At 71.4% G+C, this 20585-nt stretch carries 13 protein-coding genes; 3 read left to right on the forward strand and 10 right to left on the reverse strand.

The annotated features are described in order from the left end of the window. Positions 1-123 precede the first annotated feature (123 nt). Positions 124-1407, forward strand: a complete 1284-nt coding sequence (gene manD / locus CXY01_RS04190) for a D-mannonate dehydratase ManD (RefSeq protein WP_246125028.1) — start codon at positions 124-126, stop codon at positions 1405-1407. Then, positions 1404-3470 carry an alpha-glucuronidase gene (locus tag CXY01_RS04195; RefSeq protein WP_307724380.1) on the forward strand — a complete coding sequence of 689 codons (2067 nt, stop codon included), beginning with the start codon at positions 1404-1406 and terminating at the stop codon, positions 3468-3470. The genes manD and CXY01_RS04195 overlap by 4 nt, the downstream gene beginning before the upstream one ends. Positions 3471-3540: 70 nt before the next feature. Here CXY01_RS04195 and CXY01_RS04200 read toward each other — a convergent pair whose 3' ends face one another. The 3 genes from CXY01_RS04200 to CXY01_RS04210 form a co-directional block, all read right to left on the reverse strand. Continuing rightward, a complete protein-coding gene (locus CXY01_RS04200; RefSeq protein WP_186813290.1) occupies positions 3541-5328 on the reverse strand; it encodes an Ig-like domain repeat protein in 1788 nt (595 codons plus the stop codon). Between the two features lie 46 nt (positions 5329-5374). Then, complete coding sequence (locus tag CXY01_RS04205; RefSeq protein ID WP_146925801.1) at positions 5375-7165, reverse strand: Ig-like domain repeat protein; 1791 nt, start codon at positions 7163-7165, stop codon at positions 5375-5377. Positions 7166-7267: 102 nt separating this feature from the next. Next, positions 7268-9046 (reverse strand): Ig-like domain-containing protein, encoded by a 1779-nt coding sequence (locus CXY01_RS04210; RefSeq protein WP_146925802.1) that lies wholly within the window; start codon positions 9044-9046, stop codon positions 7268-7270. Between the two features lie 138 nt (positions 9047-9184). Between CXY01_RS04210 and CXY01_RS04215 the strand changes: the two genes are divergently transcribed. After that, positions 9185-10183, forward strand: coding sequence for an NADP-dependent oxidoreductase (locus tag CXY01_RS04215; protein ID WP_146925803.1), 999 nt, complete (start codon positions 9185-9187; stop codon positions 10181-10183). On the opposite strand, the gene CXY01_RS04220 is transcribed toward CXY01_RS04215, so the two are convergent. The 7 genes from CXY01_RS04220 to CXY01_RS04250 are packed head-to-tail and all read right to left on the reverse strand — an operon-like array spanning position 10173 to position 20420. Continuing rightward, a complete protein-coding gene (locus CXY01_RS04220; protein ID WP_222594484.1) occupies positions 10173-10850 on the reverse strand; it encodes a DUF624 domain-containing protein in 678 nt (225 codons plus the stop codon). The two genes, CXY01_RS04215 and CXY01_RS04220, sit on opposite strands and share 11 nt — an antisense overlap. 5 nt (positions 10851-10855) lie before the next feature. Continuing rightward, on the reverse strand, positions 10856-12370 hold the full coding sequence (locus CXY01_RS04225; RefSeq protein ID WP_146925805.1) for a GH39 family glycosyl hydrolase: 1515 nt from the start codon (positions 12368-12370) through the stop codon (positions 10856-10858). After that, entirely contained in the window at positions 12367-14382 is a 2016-nt protein-coding gene (locus CXY01_RS04230; protein WP_146925806.1) for a beta-galactosidase, read from the reverse strand. Before CXY01_RS04230 ends, CXY01_RS04225 begins: the two co-directional genes overlap by 4 nt. 58 nt (positions 14383-14440) lie before the next feature. Further along, the gene (locus CXY01_RS04235) at positions 14441-16108 is read right to left on the reverse strand and encodes an ABC transporter substrate-binding protein (protein WP_146925807.1); all 1668 of its coding nucleotides are present in this window, start codon (positions 16106-16108) and stop codon (positions 14441-14443) included. Between the two features lie 33 nt (positions 16109-16141). Beyond that, entirely contained in the window at positions 16142-17062 is a 921-nt protein-coding gene (locus CXY01_RS04240; protein WP_146925808.1) for a carbohydrate ABC transporter permease, read from the reverse strand. After that, complete coding sequence (locus tag CXY01_RS04245; RefSeq protein ID WP_246125030.1) at positions 17056-18105, reverse strand: ABC transporter permease; 1050 nt, start codon at positions 18103-18105, stop codon at positions 17056-17058. The genes CXY01_RS04240 and CXY01_RS04245 overlap by 7 nt, the downstream gene beginning before the upstream one ends. Further along, the gene (locus CXY01_RS04250) at positions 18102-20420 is read right to left on the reverse strand and encodes a beta-xylosidase/alpha-l-arabinosidase (protein WP_146925809.1); all 2319 of its coding nucleotides are present in this window, start codon (positions 20418-20420) and stop codon (positions 18102-18104) included. Before CXY01_RS04250 ends, CXY01_RS04245 begins: the two co-directional genes overlap by 4 nt. Positions 20421-20585 lie beyond the last annotated feature (165 nt).

The following is a 20585-nucleotide window of genomic DNA, read 5'->3' on the forward strand; positions in this document are numbered from 1 at the left end:
CGTTTGCCCGTATCGGCCGGAACCGCCTACGGTGGACCGCACGCACGGCGCCGCCCACCGCAGAGGTGGGGACGCGAGGAAGCACAGCAGCGCCGACGACGTCGTCGGCGGGACGGAGCAGGCATGCCGACGGACCAGCCCGACACCGCACCGAGCGACCTCGCCCCGGCGGCGAGCGGGACCGCGATCCGGTCCGCCGAGGTGCTCGTCAGCAGCCCGGACCGCAACTTCGTCACGCTGCGGATCACGACCGAGGACGGCGTGGTCGGGCTCGGCGACGCGACGCTGAACGGCCGAGAGCTGTCCGTGGCGTCCTACCTGTCCGACCACGTGGTGCCGCTGCTGCTGGGCCGGGACGCGCACCGCATCGAGGACACCTGGCAGTTCCTCTACCGCTCCGCGTACTGGCGGCGCGGGCCGGTGACCATGGCGGCGATCGCCGCGGTCGACGTGGCGCTCTGGGACATCAAGGCCAAGGTCGCCGGGCTGCCGCTGTACCAGCTGCTCGGCGGCGCCAGCCGGACCGGGATCATGGCGTACGGGCACGCGAGCGGCCGGGACCTGCCCGAGCTGTTCGACTCGATACGCAAGCACCAGGAGCAGGGCTTCCGCTCCATCCGCGTGCAGACCTCGGTGCCGGGCATCGACGCCGTCTACGGGGTGGCCGCGCAGCCGTCCTCATCGGGCCGCTACGACTACGAGCCCGCCCAGCGCGCTCCCCTGCCGGCCGAGGAGGACTGGGACACCCGCGCCTACCTGCGGCACATCCCCACGGTCTTCGAGGCGGTCCGCAACGAGTTCGGCCCCGAGCTGCCCCTGCTGCACGACGGGCACCACCGGATGACCCCCATCCAGGCCGCCCGCCTGGGCAAGGACCTGGAACCGTACGACCTGTTCTGGCTCGAGGACTGCACGCCCGCGGAGAACCAGGAGGCGCTGCGGCTGGTCCGGCAGCACACCACCACGCCGCTGGCCATCGGCGAGGTGTTCAACACCGTGTGGGACTACCAGACCCTCGTGCGCGAGCAGCTCATCGACTACGTGCGGTCGGCCGTCACGCACACCGGCGGCATCAGCGCCCTGCGCAAGATCCTCGACTTCGCCGCGCAGTACCAGATCAAGTCCGGCATCCACGGGCCGACGGACATCTCCCCGGTCGGCATGGCCGCCGCCCTGCACCTCGACCTCGCGATCCACAACTTCGGCATCCAGGAGTACATGCAGCACGGGTCGCGCACCGACGAGGTGTTCCGCCAGACGTTCACCTTCGAGGACGGCTACCTGCACCCCGGTGAGGTGCCCGGCCTGGGCGTCACCTACGACGACGACGCGGCCGCGCGCTACCCGTACCAGGCGGCGTACCTGCCGTTCAACCGGCTCAAGGACGGCACGGTGCACGACTGGTGACGGGCGTGCACCCGATGTGGCTGCCCGACGAGGCGTTCCGGGCGCTGGGGTCGCGACGCGTGCTCGTCGCCGTCGGACCGGACGCCGGACCGGTCGCCGGGACGGTCGTCGCGGAGGTGGCGGCCGCCACGGCGCGGTTCGGCGGTCACCTGGTGACCGCACCCGTGAGCGTCGACGAGGTGCTCGCCAGCGACGTGGTCCTCGCCATCCTCGGGAGCGGGGGGCAGGTGGGCGCCGAGCCGGCCGTGCAGGCGGCGCTCGAGGGCGGGTTCGTCCTCGGCGCGGACGCACCGATGAGGTCTGGGGCGTTCACGGTCGAGCGGCAGGACGGCACGACGGTCGTCGTGGCAGCCGACGCCGCAGGCCTCCTGTACGGGCTGCACGCGCTGGTCCGTCGGGGCGAGGACGCCTTCTCGGGGTCCCACCAGGTGGTGCGGGACCAGCCGGTCAACGGCATCCGCATGCTCGACCACTGGGACAACATGACCGTGCACCCGGTCATGGGCCAGGTGGAGCGCGGGTACGCGGGCGGGTCGATCTTCTACACCGACGGCCGCGTCCGCGACGACCTGTCGAGGGTGGCCCGGTACGCGCGGCTGCTCGGGTCCGTCGGGATCGACGCGGTCGGCCTGAACAACGTCAACGTGCACGCGACCGAGGCCCGGCTGCTGACGGACCACCTCGACGACGTCGCCCGGCTGGCCGACGTCTTCCGGCCGCACGGAATCCGCGTGTTCCTGTCCGCGAGCTTCGCGGCGCCGCTGACCGTCGGCGGCCTCCCCACGGCGGACCCGCTGGACCCGGCGGTGCAGGACTGGTGGGCGTCCGCGGTCCGCCGCGTCTACGAGACGGTCCCGGACTTCGGCGGGTTCGTCGTGAAGGCGGACTCGGAGGGCCAGCCGGGTCCGTTCGCGTACGGCCGCGACCACGCCGACGGCGCGAACCTGCTGGCCCGGGCGCTCGCACCGTTCGGCGGCACGGTGTTCTGGCGGGCGTTCGTCTACGACCACCACCAGGACTGGCGGGACCGGTCCACCGACCGGGCCCGGGCCGCGCACGACCACTTCACGCCGCTGGACGGCCGGTTCGACGACAACGTGGTCCTGCAGGTCAAGTACGGCCCGATGGACTTCCAGACCCGTGAGCCGGTCTCTCCCGTGATCGCTGGCATGCCCCGGACACGGCTCGCCGTCGAGCTGCAGGTGACGCAGGAGTACACGGGCCAGCAGCAGCACGCGGTCTACCTCGGGCCGCAGTGGGAGCAGATCCTCGCGTTCCGGCTGGCCGAGGACGGGCGCACGGTCGGGGACGTCGCCGCCGGGCTGCCGGAGGGTCGACCCGCGGGGCTCGTCGCCGTCTCGAACGTCGGCACCGACGAGTTCTGGACCGGCCACCCGCTCGCGCAGGCGAACCTCTACGCGTTCGCGCGGCTGGCATGGGGAGCCCACGACCCGCTCGCGATCCTCGACGAGTGGGCCGGCCTGACGTTCGGCGACGACCCGGCCGTCCGCGCCGCGGTGCATGCGGTCCTCGACGACTCGTGGCGGACCTACGAGCGGTACACCGCCCCGCTCGGCGTGGGGTTCATGGTGCGACCCGGCCACCACTACGGCCCCGACGTCGACGGCTACGAGTACACCGCCTGGGGCACGTACCACTTCGCCGACCGCGACGGCATCGGCGTCGACCGCACGCGCGCGACCGGCACCGGCTTCACCGGCCAGTACGCGGCCCCGTGGCGGGACGTCTACGAGTCCGTGGAGACGTGCCCGGACGAGCTGCTGCTGTTCTTCCACCACGTCCCGTACACCCACGTCCTGCACAGCGGGTCGACCGTCGTCCAGCACATCTACGACACCCACGCGGACGGGTACGACGAGGTCGTGCGGATGGCGTCGGCATGGGAGCAGGTCCGGGGACGAGTGCCGGACGCGCTGTTCGACCGGGTCACGCAGCGGCTGGCGGAGCAGGAGCGCAGCGCCCGCGAATGGCGCGACCAGCTGCGGTCGGCGTTCTTCCGCCGCTCCGGCATCCCGGACGCGACGGGCCGCACGATCTACTGACGGGCCGGCAACGGGCCAGAGATCGACCACGCCGTCGGCGGCGATGCCGTCCGTGGGCAGGGTTCACCCGTCAGGGTGCGACGACGAACCCGGCGACGTCGGCGGCCACGTGCACGGTGTGCCCCGGTGCCGTGTCGGAGTACATCGTCACGGTTGCCGGGCCCGTGTCCGGCAGGTCCACGACGACGAGGTTGGGGATGTCCCGTCCGGGGATGTAGTTGATCGTCGACGCGTCGGGAACACCTGACCCGCCGGGGTACACCCGGAGGTTGCCCAGGCTGCTCGGCGCGATCGCGGTGACGTTGAGGACCACGGAGGTCGCCCCGGCCGGCACGAGCGTGCTGGGAAGCTCGACCGTGTACTCCTTCTTCGCCTGGAGCGGCCCGGCGACCGTGCCGACACGCCCACCGCCGGGACGGGTGTCGAGGACACGGGTCGGCGTCGTGGCCCGGTACGGGCTCCTCGCGGTCACGTAGCCGACGACGTCGAGGATGACGTGCGCGGTGGACCCGCCGGCGTCGGAGACGAACGAGACCTCCCCCGACGACGGCAGCTGCACGATCGTCTGGTTCGCCTTGTCGTTGCCGGGGGCGTAGTTGACCACCGACGCGTTGGGCACCGGCGTCCCGGCCGGGAAGATGCGCAGGTTGCCCAGGCCGGTGGTCCCCGTCACCGTCGCGTTGAGGATCACGGCCAGCGCGTCGTTCGGCACCCAGCCCTCGCCACGCACCATGACGGTCTGCACGGCGCCCGAGGGCACCGGCCCCGACACGGGACCGATCTGACCGGTGTCGGACCGGGTGTCGAGGATCCGGAACGGATCCGCCAGCACCACGCCCGAGCTCCCCATGACGAAGCCGGTCAGATCGAGAAGTACCCGGGCGCCCGCCACCCCTCGGGCGTGGTAGCAGATCCTGCCGCTGTCGGACAGCGCGACGAAGGCAGAGTTGGCGACCTCACGGCCCACCTCGAAGTTCACCGTGGAGGTCGTCGGGACCGGCGTGAGCGTGGTCCCCTCGGGGTAGACCGCGACGTGCCCGGAGCCGTACGGCGCGATGGCGGTGACGTTCAGCACGACCCCAGTGGCGCCGGCGGGGACACCGTTCGTCTGGCCCACCTGCAGGCACCTCGAGGCCTGCGCGCTGTCCGCCCAGACGTCGAGGATCCGCACCGGGACCCGGGACACGATTCCCGGCTCCGTGTCGACGAGCTGCACCGGGACGGCGTTCGACGTGCCGGCCAACGTCGTCACCACGACGTCGACCGTGCCCGCCGCAAGCTTCGGGACATAGACGGAGATCGAGCGGTCCGACGAGATGAGGCCGGTTCCGGGCACTCCGCCGAACGTCACGCTCGTGGCTCCCCCGAGGTGCGAGCCGACGATGTCGACGCGCTGGTCGCGGCGGGCCGGCAGGACCGTCGGCCGCACGCTGGAAACGACCGGAGCGGTGCGAGCGACCACGGCGAACGACTGCCCGAAGGACTGACCCGACGGACCGAACCGACCGTCACCGGGGTACCAGGCTTCGATGCGGTAGGACCCGACGTCCAGGTCGTCGAACGTCAGCGACGCCGTGCCGTCGACGAGGGGGACGGAGGTCGCCGGACCGAGGTCGAGCGAGACGTCGACCGTTCCCGTCGGGACGCCCTCCTCGGACCGGACGTCGATGGTGACCGTCACCGCGTCGCCGACGAACGTCGCCCGCGGATACGTCATGAACGTCGCCGTCTCGACGAGAGCGGGGTCGTCCGCAGCCGTGGCCGGCTGCACGATGCCCGCGACCGCGACCGCGGCCACGCCGACGACCGCGAGGACGCGGCGCAGCGACAGGCGTCGATGCGTGGCGGTCGGGTTCATGCTGGTGCTCCTTCGAGCGTCTCGGCAGTGAAGGGCGCGGCGCGCGTCAGGGAGCGACGACGAACCCGGCGACGTCGGCGGCGAGCCAGACGCTGCCGTAGGCGACCATGTCGGAGTACACCCTGAACGTCGCCGGGCCGGAGTCCGGCAGGTCGACGACCACCAGGTTGGGGATGTCACGACTCGGGATGTAGTTGACCGTGGACGCGTTGGGAACATCAGAACCGGTCGGGTACACCCGCAGGTTGCCGAGGCCGCTGGGCGCCATCGCCGTGACGTTGAGGACGACCGAGGTCGCCCCGGCCGGGACCATCTCGCTGGGCAGCGTGACCGTGTGAGCCCTCAGCGCCCGCAGCGCCCCCCTCGTCGGGCCGACCTGCCACTGCCCCCCACGGGTGTCGACGACGCGGGTCGGCGTCTGGCCGCGGTAGACGCCCCCGTCGGTCACGTAGCCGACGACGTCGAGGATGACGTGCGCGGTGGACCCGCCGGCGTCGGAGAGGAAGGAGAGCTTTCCGGACGACGACAGCTGCACGATCGTCTGGTTCGCCTTGTCGTACCCGGGCGCGTAGTTGACGACCGACGCGTTCGGGACCGCTGTCCCCGCGGGGTAGATCCGCAGGTTCCCCGGGCCGACGGTGCCGGTGACCGTGGCGTTGACGATCACCGCCGTGGCATCGGCGGGCACCCCTGCCTTGCCACGGACCTGGACGGTCTGCACGACACCGGACGGCACAGGCCCCGAGACGTCACCGACCTGAGCCGGCCCGGGCCGGGTGTCGAGGAGCCGGACAGGGTCCTGCAGCTCCATGCCGGAGCCCTCCATCACGAAGCCCGTCAGGTCGAGGAGCACGCGGGCGCCACCGAAGCCTCGGGCGTCGTAGCAGATCCTGCCGTTGTCGGGCAGCGCGACGAAGGCGGCGTTCGCGACCTCGCGGTTGTACTCGAAGTTCACCGTGGAGGCCGTCGGGACCGGCCCGAGCGGACCCCGGTCTGGGTAGACGACGAGGTTGCCCGGCCCGTACGGGGCGATGACCGTGACGTTCAGGACCACGCCGGTGGCGCCGGCGGGGACGCCGTTCGTCTCCCCCACCTGCAGGCAGCTCGGCGACGACGGGTACGCCCAGGAGTCGTGGATCCTCACGGGCACCGTGGACACGATGCCGGCGCGCGTGTCGACGAACTGCACGGGGACACCCGCCGACGTCCCGGCGGGCGTGGTCACGACCAGGTCGACCGTGCCCGCGGCGTGCCGGGGGATGTCGACGTCGATCCTGCCGGTCGATGTCACGGCGAGGTTGGTACCGGGAACGCCGCCGAAGGTGACGCTCGTGGCGCCCGCGAGGTACGACCCGATCACGGAGATACGGACGTCGTGGTCGGACGGCAGGACGGCGGGCTGGACGGCCGAGACGGTCGGCGCGACACGTTGGATCACCCAGAGCTCCAGCACGGAGGTCTGGAACGACGGACCGAAGCCGCCGTCGCCCGCGTAGTCGGCCCAGATGTGGTGCTGCCCGACGCCGACGTCCTCCAGCGTCAGTGACGCGGTGCCGTCCACGAGGGGGACGGGAGTCAGCGCACCGAAGTCCAGAGAGATGCCGACGCTGCCGGTCGGGACACCCTCGGCCGCCGAGACCGTCACGGTGACCGTCACCGGGTCCCCGACGAAGACCGCCTCCGGGACGCTCGCCACGGTCGTGGTCGTGATCAGGGCGGAGCCGGCCGCCGCGGTGGCCGGCTGCACGGCGCCGGCGACGGCGAGCGCGGCGATGCCGAGGACCGCCAGGACGCGCCGCAGCGCCCGGAGTCGGTGGTGCACGGGTGCGGGGCTCATGGGGCGCTCCTTCGACGGTGGCTCGGCGGAGCCGACCCTAGGGCATCGCGCGCGGCGACGTGTGCGCTCGTGGGACCTGGCGGACTACGCGGAAAGCATCGGTCAGGGAGCGACCACGAACCCGGCGACGTCGGCAGCGACGTGGACCGTGCCGCCGGGCGCCATGTCCGAGTACAGGGTCACAGTCGCCGGGCCGGTGTCCGGCAGGTCGACCACCACGAGGTTGGGGATGTCCCGTCCAGGGATGTAGTTGATCGTCGACGCGTTGGGCACACCCGATCCGCTCGGGTACACCCGCAGGTTGCCGAGCGAGGTGGGCGCGATCGCGGTGACGTTGAGGACCACCGACGTCGCTCTGGCCGGGACGATCGCGCTGGGCAGGGTGACCGTGTAGGGCGTGCCGGCCTGCACCGAACCGGCGATCGAGCCGACCTGTCCCGGCCCGGGTCGCGTGTCGAGCACGCGGACGGGCGCCTCGCCCCGGTACCGGCCTCCGGCGGTGACGTAGCCGGCGACGTCGAGGATCACGTGCGCGGTGGAGCCCCCGGCGTCGGAGAGGAACGAGATCTGCCCGGACGGGGACAGCGGAACGATCGCCAGGTTCGCCTTGTCCCGCCACGGTGCGTAGTTGACGACCGACGCGTTCGGCACGGGGGTCCCCGCGGGGAAGACGCGCAGGTTGCCGGGTGCCGTGGTCCCCGTGACGGTCGCGTTCAGGATGACTGCGGTCGCGTTCGCGGGCACCCCCGCCTTGCCGCCCACCTGCACGGTGTGGACGGTGCCCGAGGACACCGCCCCCTGCACCTCTCCGACGGCGTCGAACCCGGACCTCGTGTCCAGGAGCCGGACCGGGCTCAGGAGCTCGACACCGGAGCCCGGCATCGTGAAGCCGGTGACGTCGAGCAGCACGACAGCGGACAGGCCCTCGACCCGGAAGCAGATCCGGCCGTCGGGAGACAGGGGGACGAAGGCAGCGTTCGCGACGTCCCGTCCGGGCTCGAAGTTCACCGTGGACGTCGTCGGCAGGCCCAACGGGTACCGGATGTCCGGGTAGACGACGACGTAGCCGGGCTCGAAGGCTCCCCAGGTGGTGACGTTCAGGGTCACCGCAGCCGCTCCCGACGGGACGACGCTCGTCCCGGCGACCTGGACGCACGTCGGCGCGTAGCCGATGCGCTGGTCTGTGTCGAGGCGCACGGGTGTGCGCGAGACCAGTCCGGCGCTCGCGTCGACAACCTCCAGGAGGAACGGCTTCGACCGACCGGCCGGCGTCGTCACGACGACGGGGACCAGACCAGGTGCCACGGCAGGCATGTCGACACGCAGCGAGATGGTGTCCCACGACTCGTAGATCTTCCCGGCCAGCCCACCGAACGTGACCTTGGTGGCGCCGGCGAGATGGGATCCGCTGAGGTCGATCTCCTCGACCCGGTTGGCGACGACCATCTTCGAGACCTTGGTGACGACCGGGGCCACGGGTTCGAGGACCCACCCGTGCGACGTCCCGATGGATGGCTGCAGGTCGTCTGTTCCGAGGTACCAGGCCGAGGCGCTGTAGTCCCCGACGGGAAGTCCGTCGACCTGCACCTGCGCGACGCCGTCGACCAGCGGGAGCGTCTGGTCAGCGCGACCGGTGATCCGGAAGGTCACGCTGCCCGTCGGGATGGGCGCCGCGGACGAGACGGTCGCGGTGAACACCACCGGGCTTCCCGCGACCACGGCGTGCGCCGAGGCGACGAGCACGGTGTCCGTGTTTGCCCGCTCCACCGTGGGGACGGCCGCGCCGGCTGTGGCGGTCCCGATGGTCGTCACGACGACGGCCACGAGCGCGAGCAGGCGTCGCAGCGTGCGGTGGCGATGGGTTGCGAGGCCGGCGGTCATGGTGTGCTCCTCAGAAGGCCGCACAGGGTCGGAGCGGCGTCGCGAGGCCGACACTAGTCGGCCGACACCTCGCTGATCGGGGGTTTCCGGGCAGCACTTGAGCGGGCGGGCCGTGGCGTCTCGGCCCAGACTCGACGCATGACGACCAGCACCCAGGTCCAGCTCGTCCGCCGGCCGCAGGGGTGGCCCGTGCCCGAGGACTTCCGCACCGTGACGGTCGAGCTGCCCGAGCTCGGGCAGGACCAGGTGCGCGTGGCCAACGCGTTCCTGTCCGTCGACCCGTACATGCGCGGCCGCATGAACGACGCGGAGTCCTACGTGGCGCCGTTCGCCCTGGACGCGACGATGACGGGCGGCGCGGTCGGGCAGGTGGTCGCGTCGACGTCGGCGGACGTGCCCGTCGGCGCCACCGTCACGCACGACCTCGGCTGGCGGGACGTCGCTCAGGGTGACGCCGGGCAGTTCCGGGTGGTGGACGACGGCGTCCCGTTGTCGGCGTACCTCGGGGTGCTCGGTCTGACCGGGTTCACCGCGCACCTCGGGCTCCTGCAGATCGCGCAGATGCGGCCCGGTGACGTCGTGTTCGTGTCCGGGGCTGCGGGTGCGGTGGGGTCGGTCGTCGGGCAGATCGCGCGGCTGAAGGGTGCGTCGCGGGTGATCGGGTCCGCGGGGTCGCCGGAGAAGGTGGCGCTGGTGCAGGAGCGGTACGGGTTCGACACCGCGTTCGACTACAAGGACGGTCACGTCTACCGACAGCTCCGGGCGGCCGCGCCCGACGGGATCGACGTCTACTTCGACAACGTCGGCGGGGCGCACCTCGAGGCGGCCATCGGCACGCTGAACCGGGACGGTCGCGTGGCCCTGTGCGGGGCGATCTCCGGGTACAACGACACGGAGGCGCAGCCGGGGCCGCGGAACCTGGCGCGGATCATCCAGCAGGGTCTGATGCTGCGCGGGTTCACCGTGCCCTACCACCTGCAGCACTACCCCGCGTTCCTCGCGGACATGCGGGAGTGGTTCTCGTCGGGTCAGGTCGCGTACGACGAGACCGTCGTCGACGGCCTCGACCACGCGGTCGACGCGTTCCTGGCGATGATGCGCGGCGAGACCACCGGCAAGACGGTGGTCAGGCTGTGAACTGCGCCTCCGCGGCCGCGACGACGGGTGCGGCGGTGCGCGCGTAGAGGTAGGTCAGCGGGGCGGCGAGCAGGACGAGGAGCCAGTCGGACGCGTAGGCCGCCGCTGCCGTCAGGACGAGCACCGACCCGAGCCCGAGCGTGACCAGCGGCTTGCCCGCCAGGTAGTACGCCCCGAGCCGGGCGACGTCGCGGGTACGGAAAGAGAAGAGCGCACTGAGCACCAGCGCGTGCCCGGACCAGAGCAGGAGCAGCAGCGCGATCGCCCCGAGCGCGACGCCGAGGACCGGCGGGATGCCCGCGGCGCCCAGGTGCGTCAGGTTGACCGCGACCACCGCGAGCACGGCGAGCGTCGGCACCCACCAGCGGAGCACGTCGAGGACGTCGAGCCGGTACCCGCGCCAGAAGTGCCGTGCCGGGGACAGGTCGCGGTCGCGCGCGAACACCCGCCACGCGAACAGCGCCGCCGCGACCGACGGGCCCACCGGCACGCACGCCAGGGCGACCAGCGGGATGTTGCTGACGTCCCGGTCGAGCAGCTGCAGGAGCACCAGGCCCGGTGCGGACGTCAGGACCAGCATCGCCTCGACCACGAGGAACCAGTAGACGACAGCGGACCAGCGCGCGAGAGGGCCGGTGCCGATCTCGTCGTCCGGCTTCGTCGTCATGGCGGTCATCCCATCACGTCCTGCCCGAGCAGCCGTCGGTCGTCCAGCCCGGGGTGCTCGTCGGGGGTCACCGGCAGGAGCTCGACCAGCGTCACCTCGTGCTGCCCGAGCACCAGATCCAGGTCCACGTAGCCGTTCTCGGCGGTCAGGGAGGAGTGCCGTACCGCGGGCGCGGACGCGTCGCGCAGCAGGTCGAGCACGCGCTCGGACGGGTTCCGAGGCCGGCCGAGCTCCCGCCAGGCCGACCAGGCGTTGCCCTCGGTCTCGTTCACCGAGCGCCGGACGACCGCCACGTCCGAGCCGACCGGGAGCCGCAACCGCACCTCGTGGGTGGCCGGCGCGGAGCCGTAGGGACCGTCATCGGAACCCCCGACCGGCTGCCACGCGAGGACCGTCACGCGTCCGTCGTCGTCCCGGCACACGAGGTGGTCGTCGCCGCGGGCCAGCACCGAGAAACCCATGCGGGCCAGGAACGCGTACAGGTGGTAGGTCGGCTTGCGCACCTGGCGGTGGGTCAGCAGGCCGAAGCCCCCGTGGAACAGGGACGTCGGGATGTCGGCCTCCTCGAACACGTCGCAGAACGTCCAGTACGAGAACGACTCGACCAGGTCCCCGCCGCCGGCGAGGACGGGTGCCAGGTAGGCGGCGTTCCAGGCCGTGTCGTGGACCGGGTTGTCCGGGCGGTAGGAGGTGTTGAACTCGCTGATGTGCACGGGCAGCCCCGCGAGCGGGGTCCCGGCCAGGTGCCGGCGCGGGGCGTCGAACTGGTCGAGCAGCGTCTGCGGCCGCTCGAACGTCTGGTAGACCCCGAACGGCACGGGCTGGGCAGGTCCCGACGAGTACGCGTGCCGGCTGACGAAGTCGATGGGCACGTCCCGCGACGCGACGAAGTCGGCGAAGGGCGCCCACCACTCGTCGGACCCCGGCGACAGGACCGGGCCACCGACCTGCAGGGACGCGTCGACGTCCTTCACCGCGCGGGCCGTCGCCTCGTACAGCCGGAAGTACGCGGCCTGGTCGGCGCCCTCCCAGAACACGTCGAGGTTCGGCTCGTTCCACACCTCGATCGGCCAGGTCCGGACCTCCTCCAGCCCGTAGCGGTCGATCAGGTGGCGCAGCACCGCGCGGACCATCGCGGCCCACTCGTCGTGCGAGCGCGGGGGCGTGACGTTGCCCTTCCACCAGAACACCGTCTGGTCCCCCGACGCGAGCGCCGACGGCATGAAGCCGAGCTCGAGGAACGGCTTGAGGCCGATCCGCAGCCACGAGTCGACCACCTGGTCGACGTAGGTGAACGTGTACCGGGTGACACCCTCGGACTGGCGCAGCACCCCCATGTCGTCGGACAGCAGGCCGTGGCCGCGGATGTACCGGAACCCGATCTCGCGCTGCACCAACGCGGCGGACTCCTGGTAGTCGGCGCGCAGGGCGAGGTTGAGGCGGCCGGTGCCGACGCACTCGCGCCACGCGGCGGGCAGAGGACCAGAGGGCTGGGAGGGGATGTCGACGCGGTTGTTCATGAGAGGACGAGCACCTCGTTCGGCCGGAGGGTCAGGGGGTCACCGGCGGCCACGGCGCGACCGGTCAGCAGGTCGGTGCCGGAGACCTCCGACGTCAGGGTCACCGGGTGGGCGCCGTGGTGCAGGACGAACCGGTGGCGGACGCCCTCGGGCGAGACGCGGTCGACCACCTCGACACCCTCGTCGCCGGCGTGCGGTCCCAGGAGCCCGTGCCGGTCGACGACGCGCCGCACCACGTCCGCGACACCGGCGTCGTCGAGTGCCGTCGCGACGTACCAGGCCTCGCCGTCGCCGTGCTGGGCGCGCGTGATCGCGGGAGTGCCCGCGTAGAAGTCCGCGCCGTACGTCGCGACCACGGTCGTCGCCTCGTCGGGGACCACCACCTCGAAGACGTGGCGCGCCTCGTGGGCCACCCCGTCGAGCGTGACCGGGTTGACCACCGACGGCTGCTGCGCGTCGGTCTCCTCCACGCGCAGCCCGAGCAGGTCGCGCAGGGGGCCGGGCGCGTCCGTGAGGAACGCGTTGTCGTCCTCGTCGACCCGGCCCGACAGGAACGTCGTCAGAACGCTCCCCCCGCGCTCGACCAGCGACCGCAGCCGCGCGGCCAGGTCCCCCTTCACCAGGTGCAGCAGGGGCGCGACGACGACGTCGTACCCGTCGAGGTCCGTGGTCACCGGCACCACGTCGACGAGCACGTTCTGGTTCCACAGCGCGCGGTGGTAGCTGGTGAGCACGTCGAGGTAGCGGACGTTGCGGTTGGGCCCGTCGGACATCTCGACCGCCCACCAGGAGTCCCAGTCGAGCAGCAGCGCCACCCGCGCGGGCGTCCGGGCGCCGAGCGTCGCGTCCCCCAGGCCCGCCAGCTGCGCACCCAGGGCGGCCACCTCGCGGAACACCCGGGTGTCCGTGCGGCCCGCGTGGTCGAGGACGGCGCCGTGGTACTTCTCGCAGGCGCCGCGGGACTGGCGCAGCTGGAAGAACAGGGTCGCGTCGGCGCCGTGCGCCACGGACTGCCAGGTCCACAGCCCGAGGACGCCGGGCCGCTTCACGGCGTTGACGTCGCGGCTGGCCGTCGTGGACGGCGTCTGCTCCATCACCCAGAACGGCGCGCCCCGCCGCAGCCCGCGCATCGCCCCGTGCGCGAGGGCCATCCGGGCCGCGGTGCGCAGGGGCGACGGGTCCTCGGGCGGGTAGTTGTCCCACGTGGCGACGTCGAGGTGCTCGGCCCAGCGGTGGTAGTCGACCGGCTGGTAGAGGCCCATGAGGTTCGTGGTGACCGGTGTGTCCGGGACGTGCGCGCGGATGGCCGCCTTCTCCGCCAGGAAGCCGCCGAGCAGCGCGTCCGACATGAAGCGCCGGTAGTCGAGCGTGATGCCCTGGAACGCCGTGTGGTTCGGCCCGCGCCAGTGCTCGGAGAGGGCCGTCGGCGGCTGGACCTCCTCCCAGTCCGTGAACGTGTGCGACCAGAAGGTGGTGTTCCACGCGTCGTTGAGCCGGTCGAGGGTGGTGTAGCGCTCGCGGAGCCAGACGCGGAACGCCGCGGCGCACTCCTCGCAGTAGCAGGCGCCGCCGTACTCGTTGCCGACGTGCCACGCGACCACGGCGGAGTTGTCGCCGTACCGCTCGGCCAGCCGGCCCGCGAGCGCCACCGACAGCCGCGCGAACGCGGTCGACGACGGGCAGTGGTTGTGCCGCTGGCCGTACACGTGCCGGCGGCCCTCGAAGTCGACCCGGCACGCGTCGGGGTGCGCGCGGGCGAGCCACGGCGGCATCGCCCCGCTCGGTGTCGCCAGCACGATCGAGCGCCCCTGCGCGGTCGCGCGCTCGACGATCGCGTCGAGCCGGGAGAAGTCGTACCGGTCCTCGGCGGGTTGCAGGTGCGCCCACGCGAACACCCCGAGCGTCACCGTGGTGATGCCGGCGAGGCCGAAGGCCGCGTCGTCCTCGTCCCAGACCTCGGGGTCCCACTGCTCCGGGTTGTAGTCGCCGCCGTACAGGATCTGGTTCGTCATGACTCTCCGCGGACGGGCCGGCCCCGCGCGAGGAGCGCGGGGCCGGCCGGTGGTGTGCTCAGCCCTTGGCAGCGAGCGCCTGGTTGTACGTGTCGACGTACTGGTCGACGTTCAGGCCCTTGAGCTCCGTCATCCAGGCGTCCCACTCGGACATCGGACGCTTGCCGACGATGAACGCGGCAGTGTTCTGCGTGACCGAGTCGTTCAGGGCCGACTGCCAGAGCGTCACCTGCTCCTGCTGCATCTCGTCGAGCGGCGCGGTCGGCGTCAGCGGCAGCTCCTCCTTGTCGGACATCGACTCGACGAACGTGTTGGCGGCCTCGGTGTTCAGGCCGGAGATCAAGCTGTCCGTCGACCCGTTCGCCAGCGACCACACGCCGTTGCTGAACCCGAAGTCCGCGTTCAGCTTCTTGGTGCCGGCCGGGTTGACCCCGTTCCAGTCGACGTCCGCTGCGAGGGTGCGGGTCTCACCGTCCTTGGTGAACGTGGTGCCCTCGACGCCGAACTTGGCGAACTCGAGGCCCTGGTCCGAGTAGTACAGCCAGTCGGCGAACTGCAGCAGCGCGAGGAAGTTCGGGTTCTCCGCCGCCTCGGAGGAGAGCATGAAGCCGGACGCGGCCCGGCTGCCCCCCGCCACGTTGTCTCCTGCGGGGCCCTCGGGCACCCGGATGAGGTGGACGGCGGCCTCGGTGTTGCCGGCGTCGGTGAAGGTCTTCTTGTACGTCGTGACCTCCTGGGTGTTGCCGGAGATCGCGAGCGACTGGCCGCTGCCGAACTTCTGGATGGCCGTCGCGTCGTCCTGCGTGAGCGACTCGGGGTCGAGCAGGCCGTCCTCCACCAGCGAGGCGAAGTACCCGACGAGCTCCTTGTAGCCGTCCGTGGTGGGCGCGTACTGGAACGTCTTCTCGTCCTGGTCGTACCAGAGGCCGTTGCCGAAGCCCCAGCCCGCGATGGTGCCGAAGTTGGGGGCCGCGATGTTCAGCGTGGCTCCCAGCGGGCTGTCGTTGGTCGTCGACCAGCGGTCGGACATCGGCCAGACGCCCGGGTTCGCCGCCTTGAGCTTCTCCAGGTCCGCCTTGAGGTCGTCCCACGTCTCGGGGTCGTCGGTGATGCCCGCCTTCTCCCACGCGTCCTGGCGGACCGCGATCGAGTACTGCGGCTGGGGCGACTCGTACAGGCCCGGCAGCATGTAGTACTTGCCGTCGGCCTGCTCGAGGTTGTCGAGGTACGGCTGCAGGTCCCAGTCCTCGATCTTCTGCTGGAAGTTCGGCATGTACTGGACGTAGTCGCTGATGGGCAGCAGCGCCCCGCCCGAGACGAACTGCGTCTCCTGGCCCGAGTACGTGACCGGGATGAGGTCGGGCGCGTCGCCGGAGCTGATGACGAGCGACTTCTTGGCGTCCCAGTCGCTCAGGGGGGCGCTGGTGAGGTCGAAGTCGACCTTGTTCTTCTCGGCGAGCTGGGAGAAGAACAACCAGTCCTCGTTGAGCGGGTAGTTGGGGTGGTCGCGGTAGAGCACGCTGAACGTCACCGGCTCGGTGGCGACGAACTCGGTGCCCGCCTCGAAGTCCTCCATCGCCCCGACGCGCTGCGCGTCCGGTATCCCGCTGCTGCTGGCGGACGGCTCGTCGGCCGCGTCGCCGCCCGACGAGCACGCCGCCGTGAGCGTGAGCGCGAGCACCGCGACCGACGCCGCAGCCCCGACGCGCTTCCTGGTTGAGCGCATGACTTCTCCTCGTTGAGAACGTGGTGGATGGGGTTACTGCTTGACCGCGCCGAGCATCACGCCCGACACGAAGTACCTCTGGAGGAACGGGTAGAGGCAGATGATGGGCAGCACCGTGAGGAGCATCGTCACGGACTGCACGTTGGCCGCGATCTGCGTCATGTTGTCCGTCGACCCGCCCTGGATCGAGGTGCCCGACGTGACGCCGGCCATGAGGTTCCGCAGGTACACGGTGACCGGGTAGAGCTTCGGGTCGTCGAGGTAGAGGAACGCCCCGAACCAGCCGTTCCAGAACGAGACCGCGTAGAACAGCAGCATCGTGGCCACCACGGCCTTGCTCAGCGGGAGCACCACCTTGAAGAACACGCCGTAGGTGCTCATCCCGTCGATCGAGGCGGCCTCCTCGAGCTCGCTGGGGAAGTTCTCGAAGAACGACTTCATGACCAGCAGGTTGAACACGCTGATGGCGTTGGGCAGGACGATCGCCCACAGGGTGTTCCGGAAGCCCAGCTCGCTGATCAGGATGTAGTTCGGGATCAGGCCGCCGTTGAAGAACATGGTGGCGACGGCCACCCCGATGAAGAACTTGCGGCCCTTGAGCTTGTGCTTGGACAGCGCGTACGCGTACGTCGTGGTCAGCGCCATGGCGATGGCCGTGGCGATCACCGTGTACTGGACGGTGTTGCGGTAGTTGCGCCAGAACATCGAGTCGCCGAACACCACCTGGAACGTGGTGACGTTGAACCCGCGCGGGATCAGGTTGACCTGTCCCGAGTTGATGTAGCCCTCGGAGCTGAACGCCTGGGCGACGATGTTGACGAACGGGTACAGGACGAGGGCCGCGACGAGGATCAGGACCGCGGCGTTGACCCAGCGGAAGGTCCGGTAACCCGCGCTGTCCTTGACGACGGTGCCCGTCGTCCCGGTCGGCTTGGCGAGGTCGGTGGTCACCACAGGCTCGCCCCCACGGTCTTCCGGGAGATCGCGTTGGCCGACAGGATCAGCGTCACGCCGATGATCGCCTCGAACAGGCCGATCGCGGTGGCGTAGCTGATCGAGTTGGACACGATGCCGACGCGGTACAGGTAGGTGGAGATGACGTCGGCCGTGGAGTAGATCAGCGGGTTGGACAGCAGCAGGATCTTCTCGAAGCCCACCGCCATGAACGTCCCGACGTTGAGGATGAGCAGCACGATCATCGTCGGCCGGATGCCCGGCAGGGTGATGTGCCAGGTCTGCTTCCACCGGTTGGCGCCGTCGATCCGCGCCGCCTCGTAGAGCTGCTCGTCGATCGTCGTGAGCGCCGCGAGGTAGAGGATCGTGCCCCAGCCGACCGTCTGCCAGACCTCGGACGTCAGGTAGATCGTGCGGAACCAGGACGGCTCCTGCATGAACGTGATGGCCTGCCCGCCGGCCGCCTCGATGATCTGGTTCACGGTGCCGTTCACCGCGGTGAGCTGGAACACCACCCCCGCGACGATGACGACGGACATGAAGTGCGGCAGGTAGGAGATCGTCTGGATGCTCCGCTTGAACCGGCGTGACCGCACCTCGTTCAGCATCAGCGCCAGGATGATCGGCAGCGGGAACACGATCAGGAGCGTGAGCACCCCGATGATCACCGTGTTGGTGAACGCGTGCCAGAACTGCTGGTCGTTGATGAACATGCGGACGTAGTAGAGGCCCACCCACTCGTCGCCGAACATGCTGCCGCCGGGACGGAACCGGCGGAACGCCACGACGTTCCCCAGGATCGGCACGTACCGGAAGACCAGCAGGAACAGCAGCGGCAGCACGAGGAACGAGTACAGCCGCCAGTCCTTGCGCAGCGCGGTCCGCCAGGAGAGGTGGGCGGCCGGGATGACCGAGCCGTCGTGCGCGACCCAGGACTCCTTGCGGGGCCGCTTCTTCTTCTTCGGCGTCGGGCCCGTGACGGCCGGCGCGATGGCCGCCACCGGCGCGACCGGGTCCGCCACGGCGGGCTCCTGCAGGCTCATGCGTTCGTCACCTCCATCGCATGCAACGGGACGACCGAGACGTGCGTGGTCAGCCGCCGCGTGTGGTCGACGGTCCGGAGGTCGCCGACGAGCCGCAGCGCCAGGGCGTCGCTGTCGTCGGCGCTGGACCGCGCCACCCGCAGCTCGACGTCCCCCGGCTCGACGATCCGTGCGCCGAACCGCCCGGTGAACGCGGTGACGTCGGCGGGGACGGTGAACGTGACCAGGGCCGACTCCCCCGGCTCCAGGTGCACGCGCGCGTAGCCGACGAGGCGCACGACAGGCCGGGTCACCTGGGCCACCGGGTCGTGCAGGTAGAGCTGGACGACGTCGGCGCCGGGCCGGTCCCCGGTGTTGGTGACGAGCACCTCGACCTCGGCGTCGCCGTCGACGGCCCAGTCGTCGCTGGTGGCGCGGGCCGACCAGGAGAAGGACGTGTAGGACAGGCCGTGGCCGAACGGGAACGCCGCGGTCGGGTCCACCGACGAGACCCCGGAGCGTCGGCCCAGCGGTGCCGACAGGTAGGTGCCGGGCTGACCGGAGGCGTCCGCGGGGATGCTGACCGGCAGGCGGCCCGACGGCGACACCGCGCCCGTGAGCACCTCGGCGAGCGCCTGCCCGCCGAGCTGCCCCGGGAAGAACGCCTGCACGACGGCCGCGGCGTCGGCGGCGAGCGGTCCGACGGCGTACGGGCGGCCGGTCAGGAGCACCAGCACCACCGGCGTGCCGGTGTCGAGCACCGCACGCACCAGGTCGGCCTGGACGCCCGGCAGGTGCAGGTCGGTCGCGTCGCAGCCCTCGCCCGACGTGCCGCGGCCGAACAGCCCGGCACGGTCGCCGACCGCGACGACGCAGACGTCGGCGTCCCGGGCGGCGGCCACCGCGGCGTCGAAGCCGTCCCGGGAGGGGTCCGTCACGTCGCAGCCGCGGGCGTGCGTGACGTGCGTGCCGGTCGCGCGCAGCGCGTCGAGCACCGTCGGGATCTCGATCCCGAGCCCGCGCTCCGGGTGGTGCACGCCGACGTGCGCGGGGAACGAGTAGCAGCCCAGCATCGCCATCGGGTCGTCCGCGAGGGGTCCGACGAGGGCGACCTTCGCCCCGGCACGCAGCGGGAGGGCGCCCGCGGGGTTGGTCAGCAGGACGACCGACTCCCGGGCCAGGCGCAGCGCGACGTCCCGGCTCCCCTCGTCGTCCAGGACCGGGTCGGCGTCCGCCAGCGGTGACCAGCCGGCGTCGAGCAGGCCGAGCTCGGCCTTCTGGGTCAGGACCCGGCGCAGAGCCCGGTCCACGAGGCCCTCGTCCACCTCGCCGCGGGCCAGCGCCTCGCGCAGCGGCTCGCCGTAGCAGTGCACGCTGGGCAGCTCCACGTCGACGCCGGCCGCGAGCGCGAGCGCCGCCGCCTCCCCCTCGGAGCCCGCGACGCCGTGCAGGGTCTGCAGGAACCGGATGCCGAAGTAGTCGGCGACGACCGTGCCGGTGAACCCCCAGCGGTCGCGCAGGATCGTGGTGAGGAGGGTGTGGTCCGCCGCCGAGGGGACGCCATCGAGCTCCGCGTAGGAGTGCATGACGGAGCGTGCGCCGCCGTCGCGGACCGCCATCTCGAACGGCGGCAGGATCACGTCGGCGAGCTCACGCGGGCCGATGGACACGGGCGCCAGGTTGCGGCCCGCACGGCTGGCCGAGTAGCCCGCGAAGTGCTTCAGGGTGGCGACGACGCCCGCACCCTCGAGCCCACGCACGTAGGCGGTGCCGACGGTGCCGACGAGGTACGGGTCCTCGCCGATCGTCTCCTCGGTGCGGCCCCAGCGGTAGTCGCGCGTCACGTCCAGCACGGGGGCGAGCCCCTGGTGCACGCCCGCGGCCCGCATCGACGCGCCGATCCGGGCGGCCATCTCCTCGACCAGGTCCGGGTCGAAGCTCGCTCCCCAGGACAGCGGGACGGGGTAGGCGGTGGCGCCCCAGGCGGCGAACCCGGCGAGGCACTCCTCGTGCACGAGGGCGGGGATGCCCCACCGGTTCGCGGCGACGATCTCCGCCTGCGACGCGGCCAGCGACCGCGCACCGGCGGCGGGGTCGACGGGAGCCGACCCGTACGGCCGGGTCAGCTGGCCCAGTCCGTCGCGGATGACCTCGGACCAGCTCAGTCCGTCGTCGGTCATCTCCGACTGGTGCGGTGCGACCCCGGCTCCGCTCGCGTCGGCGCCGACCCAGAGGCCGACGAGCTGCGAGAGCTTCTCCTCGAGGGTCATCCGGGCGACCAGGTCACCGACGTGGGCCTGCGTGGTGCTGTCCAGTGTGGGTTCCTGCCATGCCATGTGACCTGTCCACCTCCCGTCTCACAGCCTTGTGAGGGCCGAAAGTATCGACTGCTTTGTCGATATCTGCCGGTGACGGACGTTAGGCGGCTTCGTGAGAACTGGCAATCCGCCTGGGAACTTTGGCAAACGTTTCTCATTCAGGGCCGCACTGGGCGGCGGATG

Source organism: Cellulomonas xylanilytica (assembly GCF_007989805.1).
GTDB classification, from domain to species: Bacteria; Actinomycetota; Actinomycetes; order Actinomycetales; family Cellulomonadaceae; genus Cellulomonas; species Cellulomonas xylanilytica.

Coding starts and splice junctions, on each gene's coding strand:
- manD (WP_246125028.1), top strand. CDS start 124: ATGCCGACGGACCAGCCCGACACCGCACCGAGCGACCTCGCCCCGGCG.
- CXY01_RS04200 (WP_186813290.1), bottom strand. CDS start 5,328: ATGAACCCGACCGCCACGCATCGACGCCTGTCGCTGCGCCGCGTCCTC.
- CXY01_RS04205 (WP_146925801.1), bottom strand. CDS start 7,165: ATGAGCCCCGCACCCGTGCACCACCGACTCCGGGCGCTGCGGCGCGTC.
- CXY01_RS04210 (WP_146925802.1), bottom strand. CDS start 9,046: ATGACCGCCGGCCTCGCAACCCATCGCCACCGCACGCTGCGACGCCTG.
- CXY01_RS04215 (WP_146925803.1), top strand. CDS start 9,185: ATGACGACCAGCACCCAGGTCCAGCTCGTCCGCCGGCCGCAGGGGTGG.
- CXY01_RS04220 (WP_222594484.1), bottom strand. CDS start 10,850: ATGACGACGAAGCCGGACGACGAGATCGGCACCGGCCCTCTCGCGCGC.
- CXY01_RS04225 (WP_146925805.1), bottom strand. CDS start 12,370: ATGAACAACCGCGTCGACATCCCCTCCCAGCCCTCTGGTCCTCTGCCC.
- CXY01_RS04230 (WP_146925806.1), bottom strand. CDS start 14,382: ATGACGAACCAGATCCTGTACGGCGGCGACTACAACCCGGAGCAGTGG.
- CXY01_RS04235 (WP_146925807.1), bottom strand. CDS start 16,108: ATGCGCTCAACCAGGAAGCGCGTCGGGGCTGCGGCGTCGGTCGCGGTG.
- CXY01_RS04245 (WP_246125030.1), bottom strand. CDS start 18,105: ATGAGCCTGCAGGAGCCCGCCGTGGCGGACCCGGTCGCGCCGGTGGCG.
- CXY01_RS04250 (WP_146925809.1), bottom strand. CDS start 20,420: ATGGCATGGCAGGAACCCACACTGGACAGCACCACGCAGGCCCACGTC.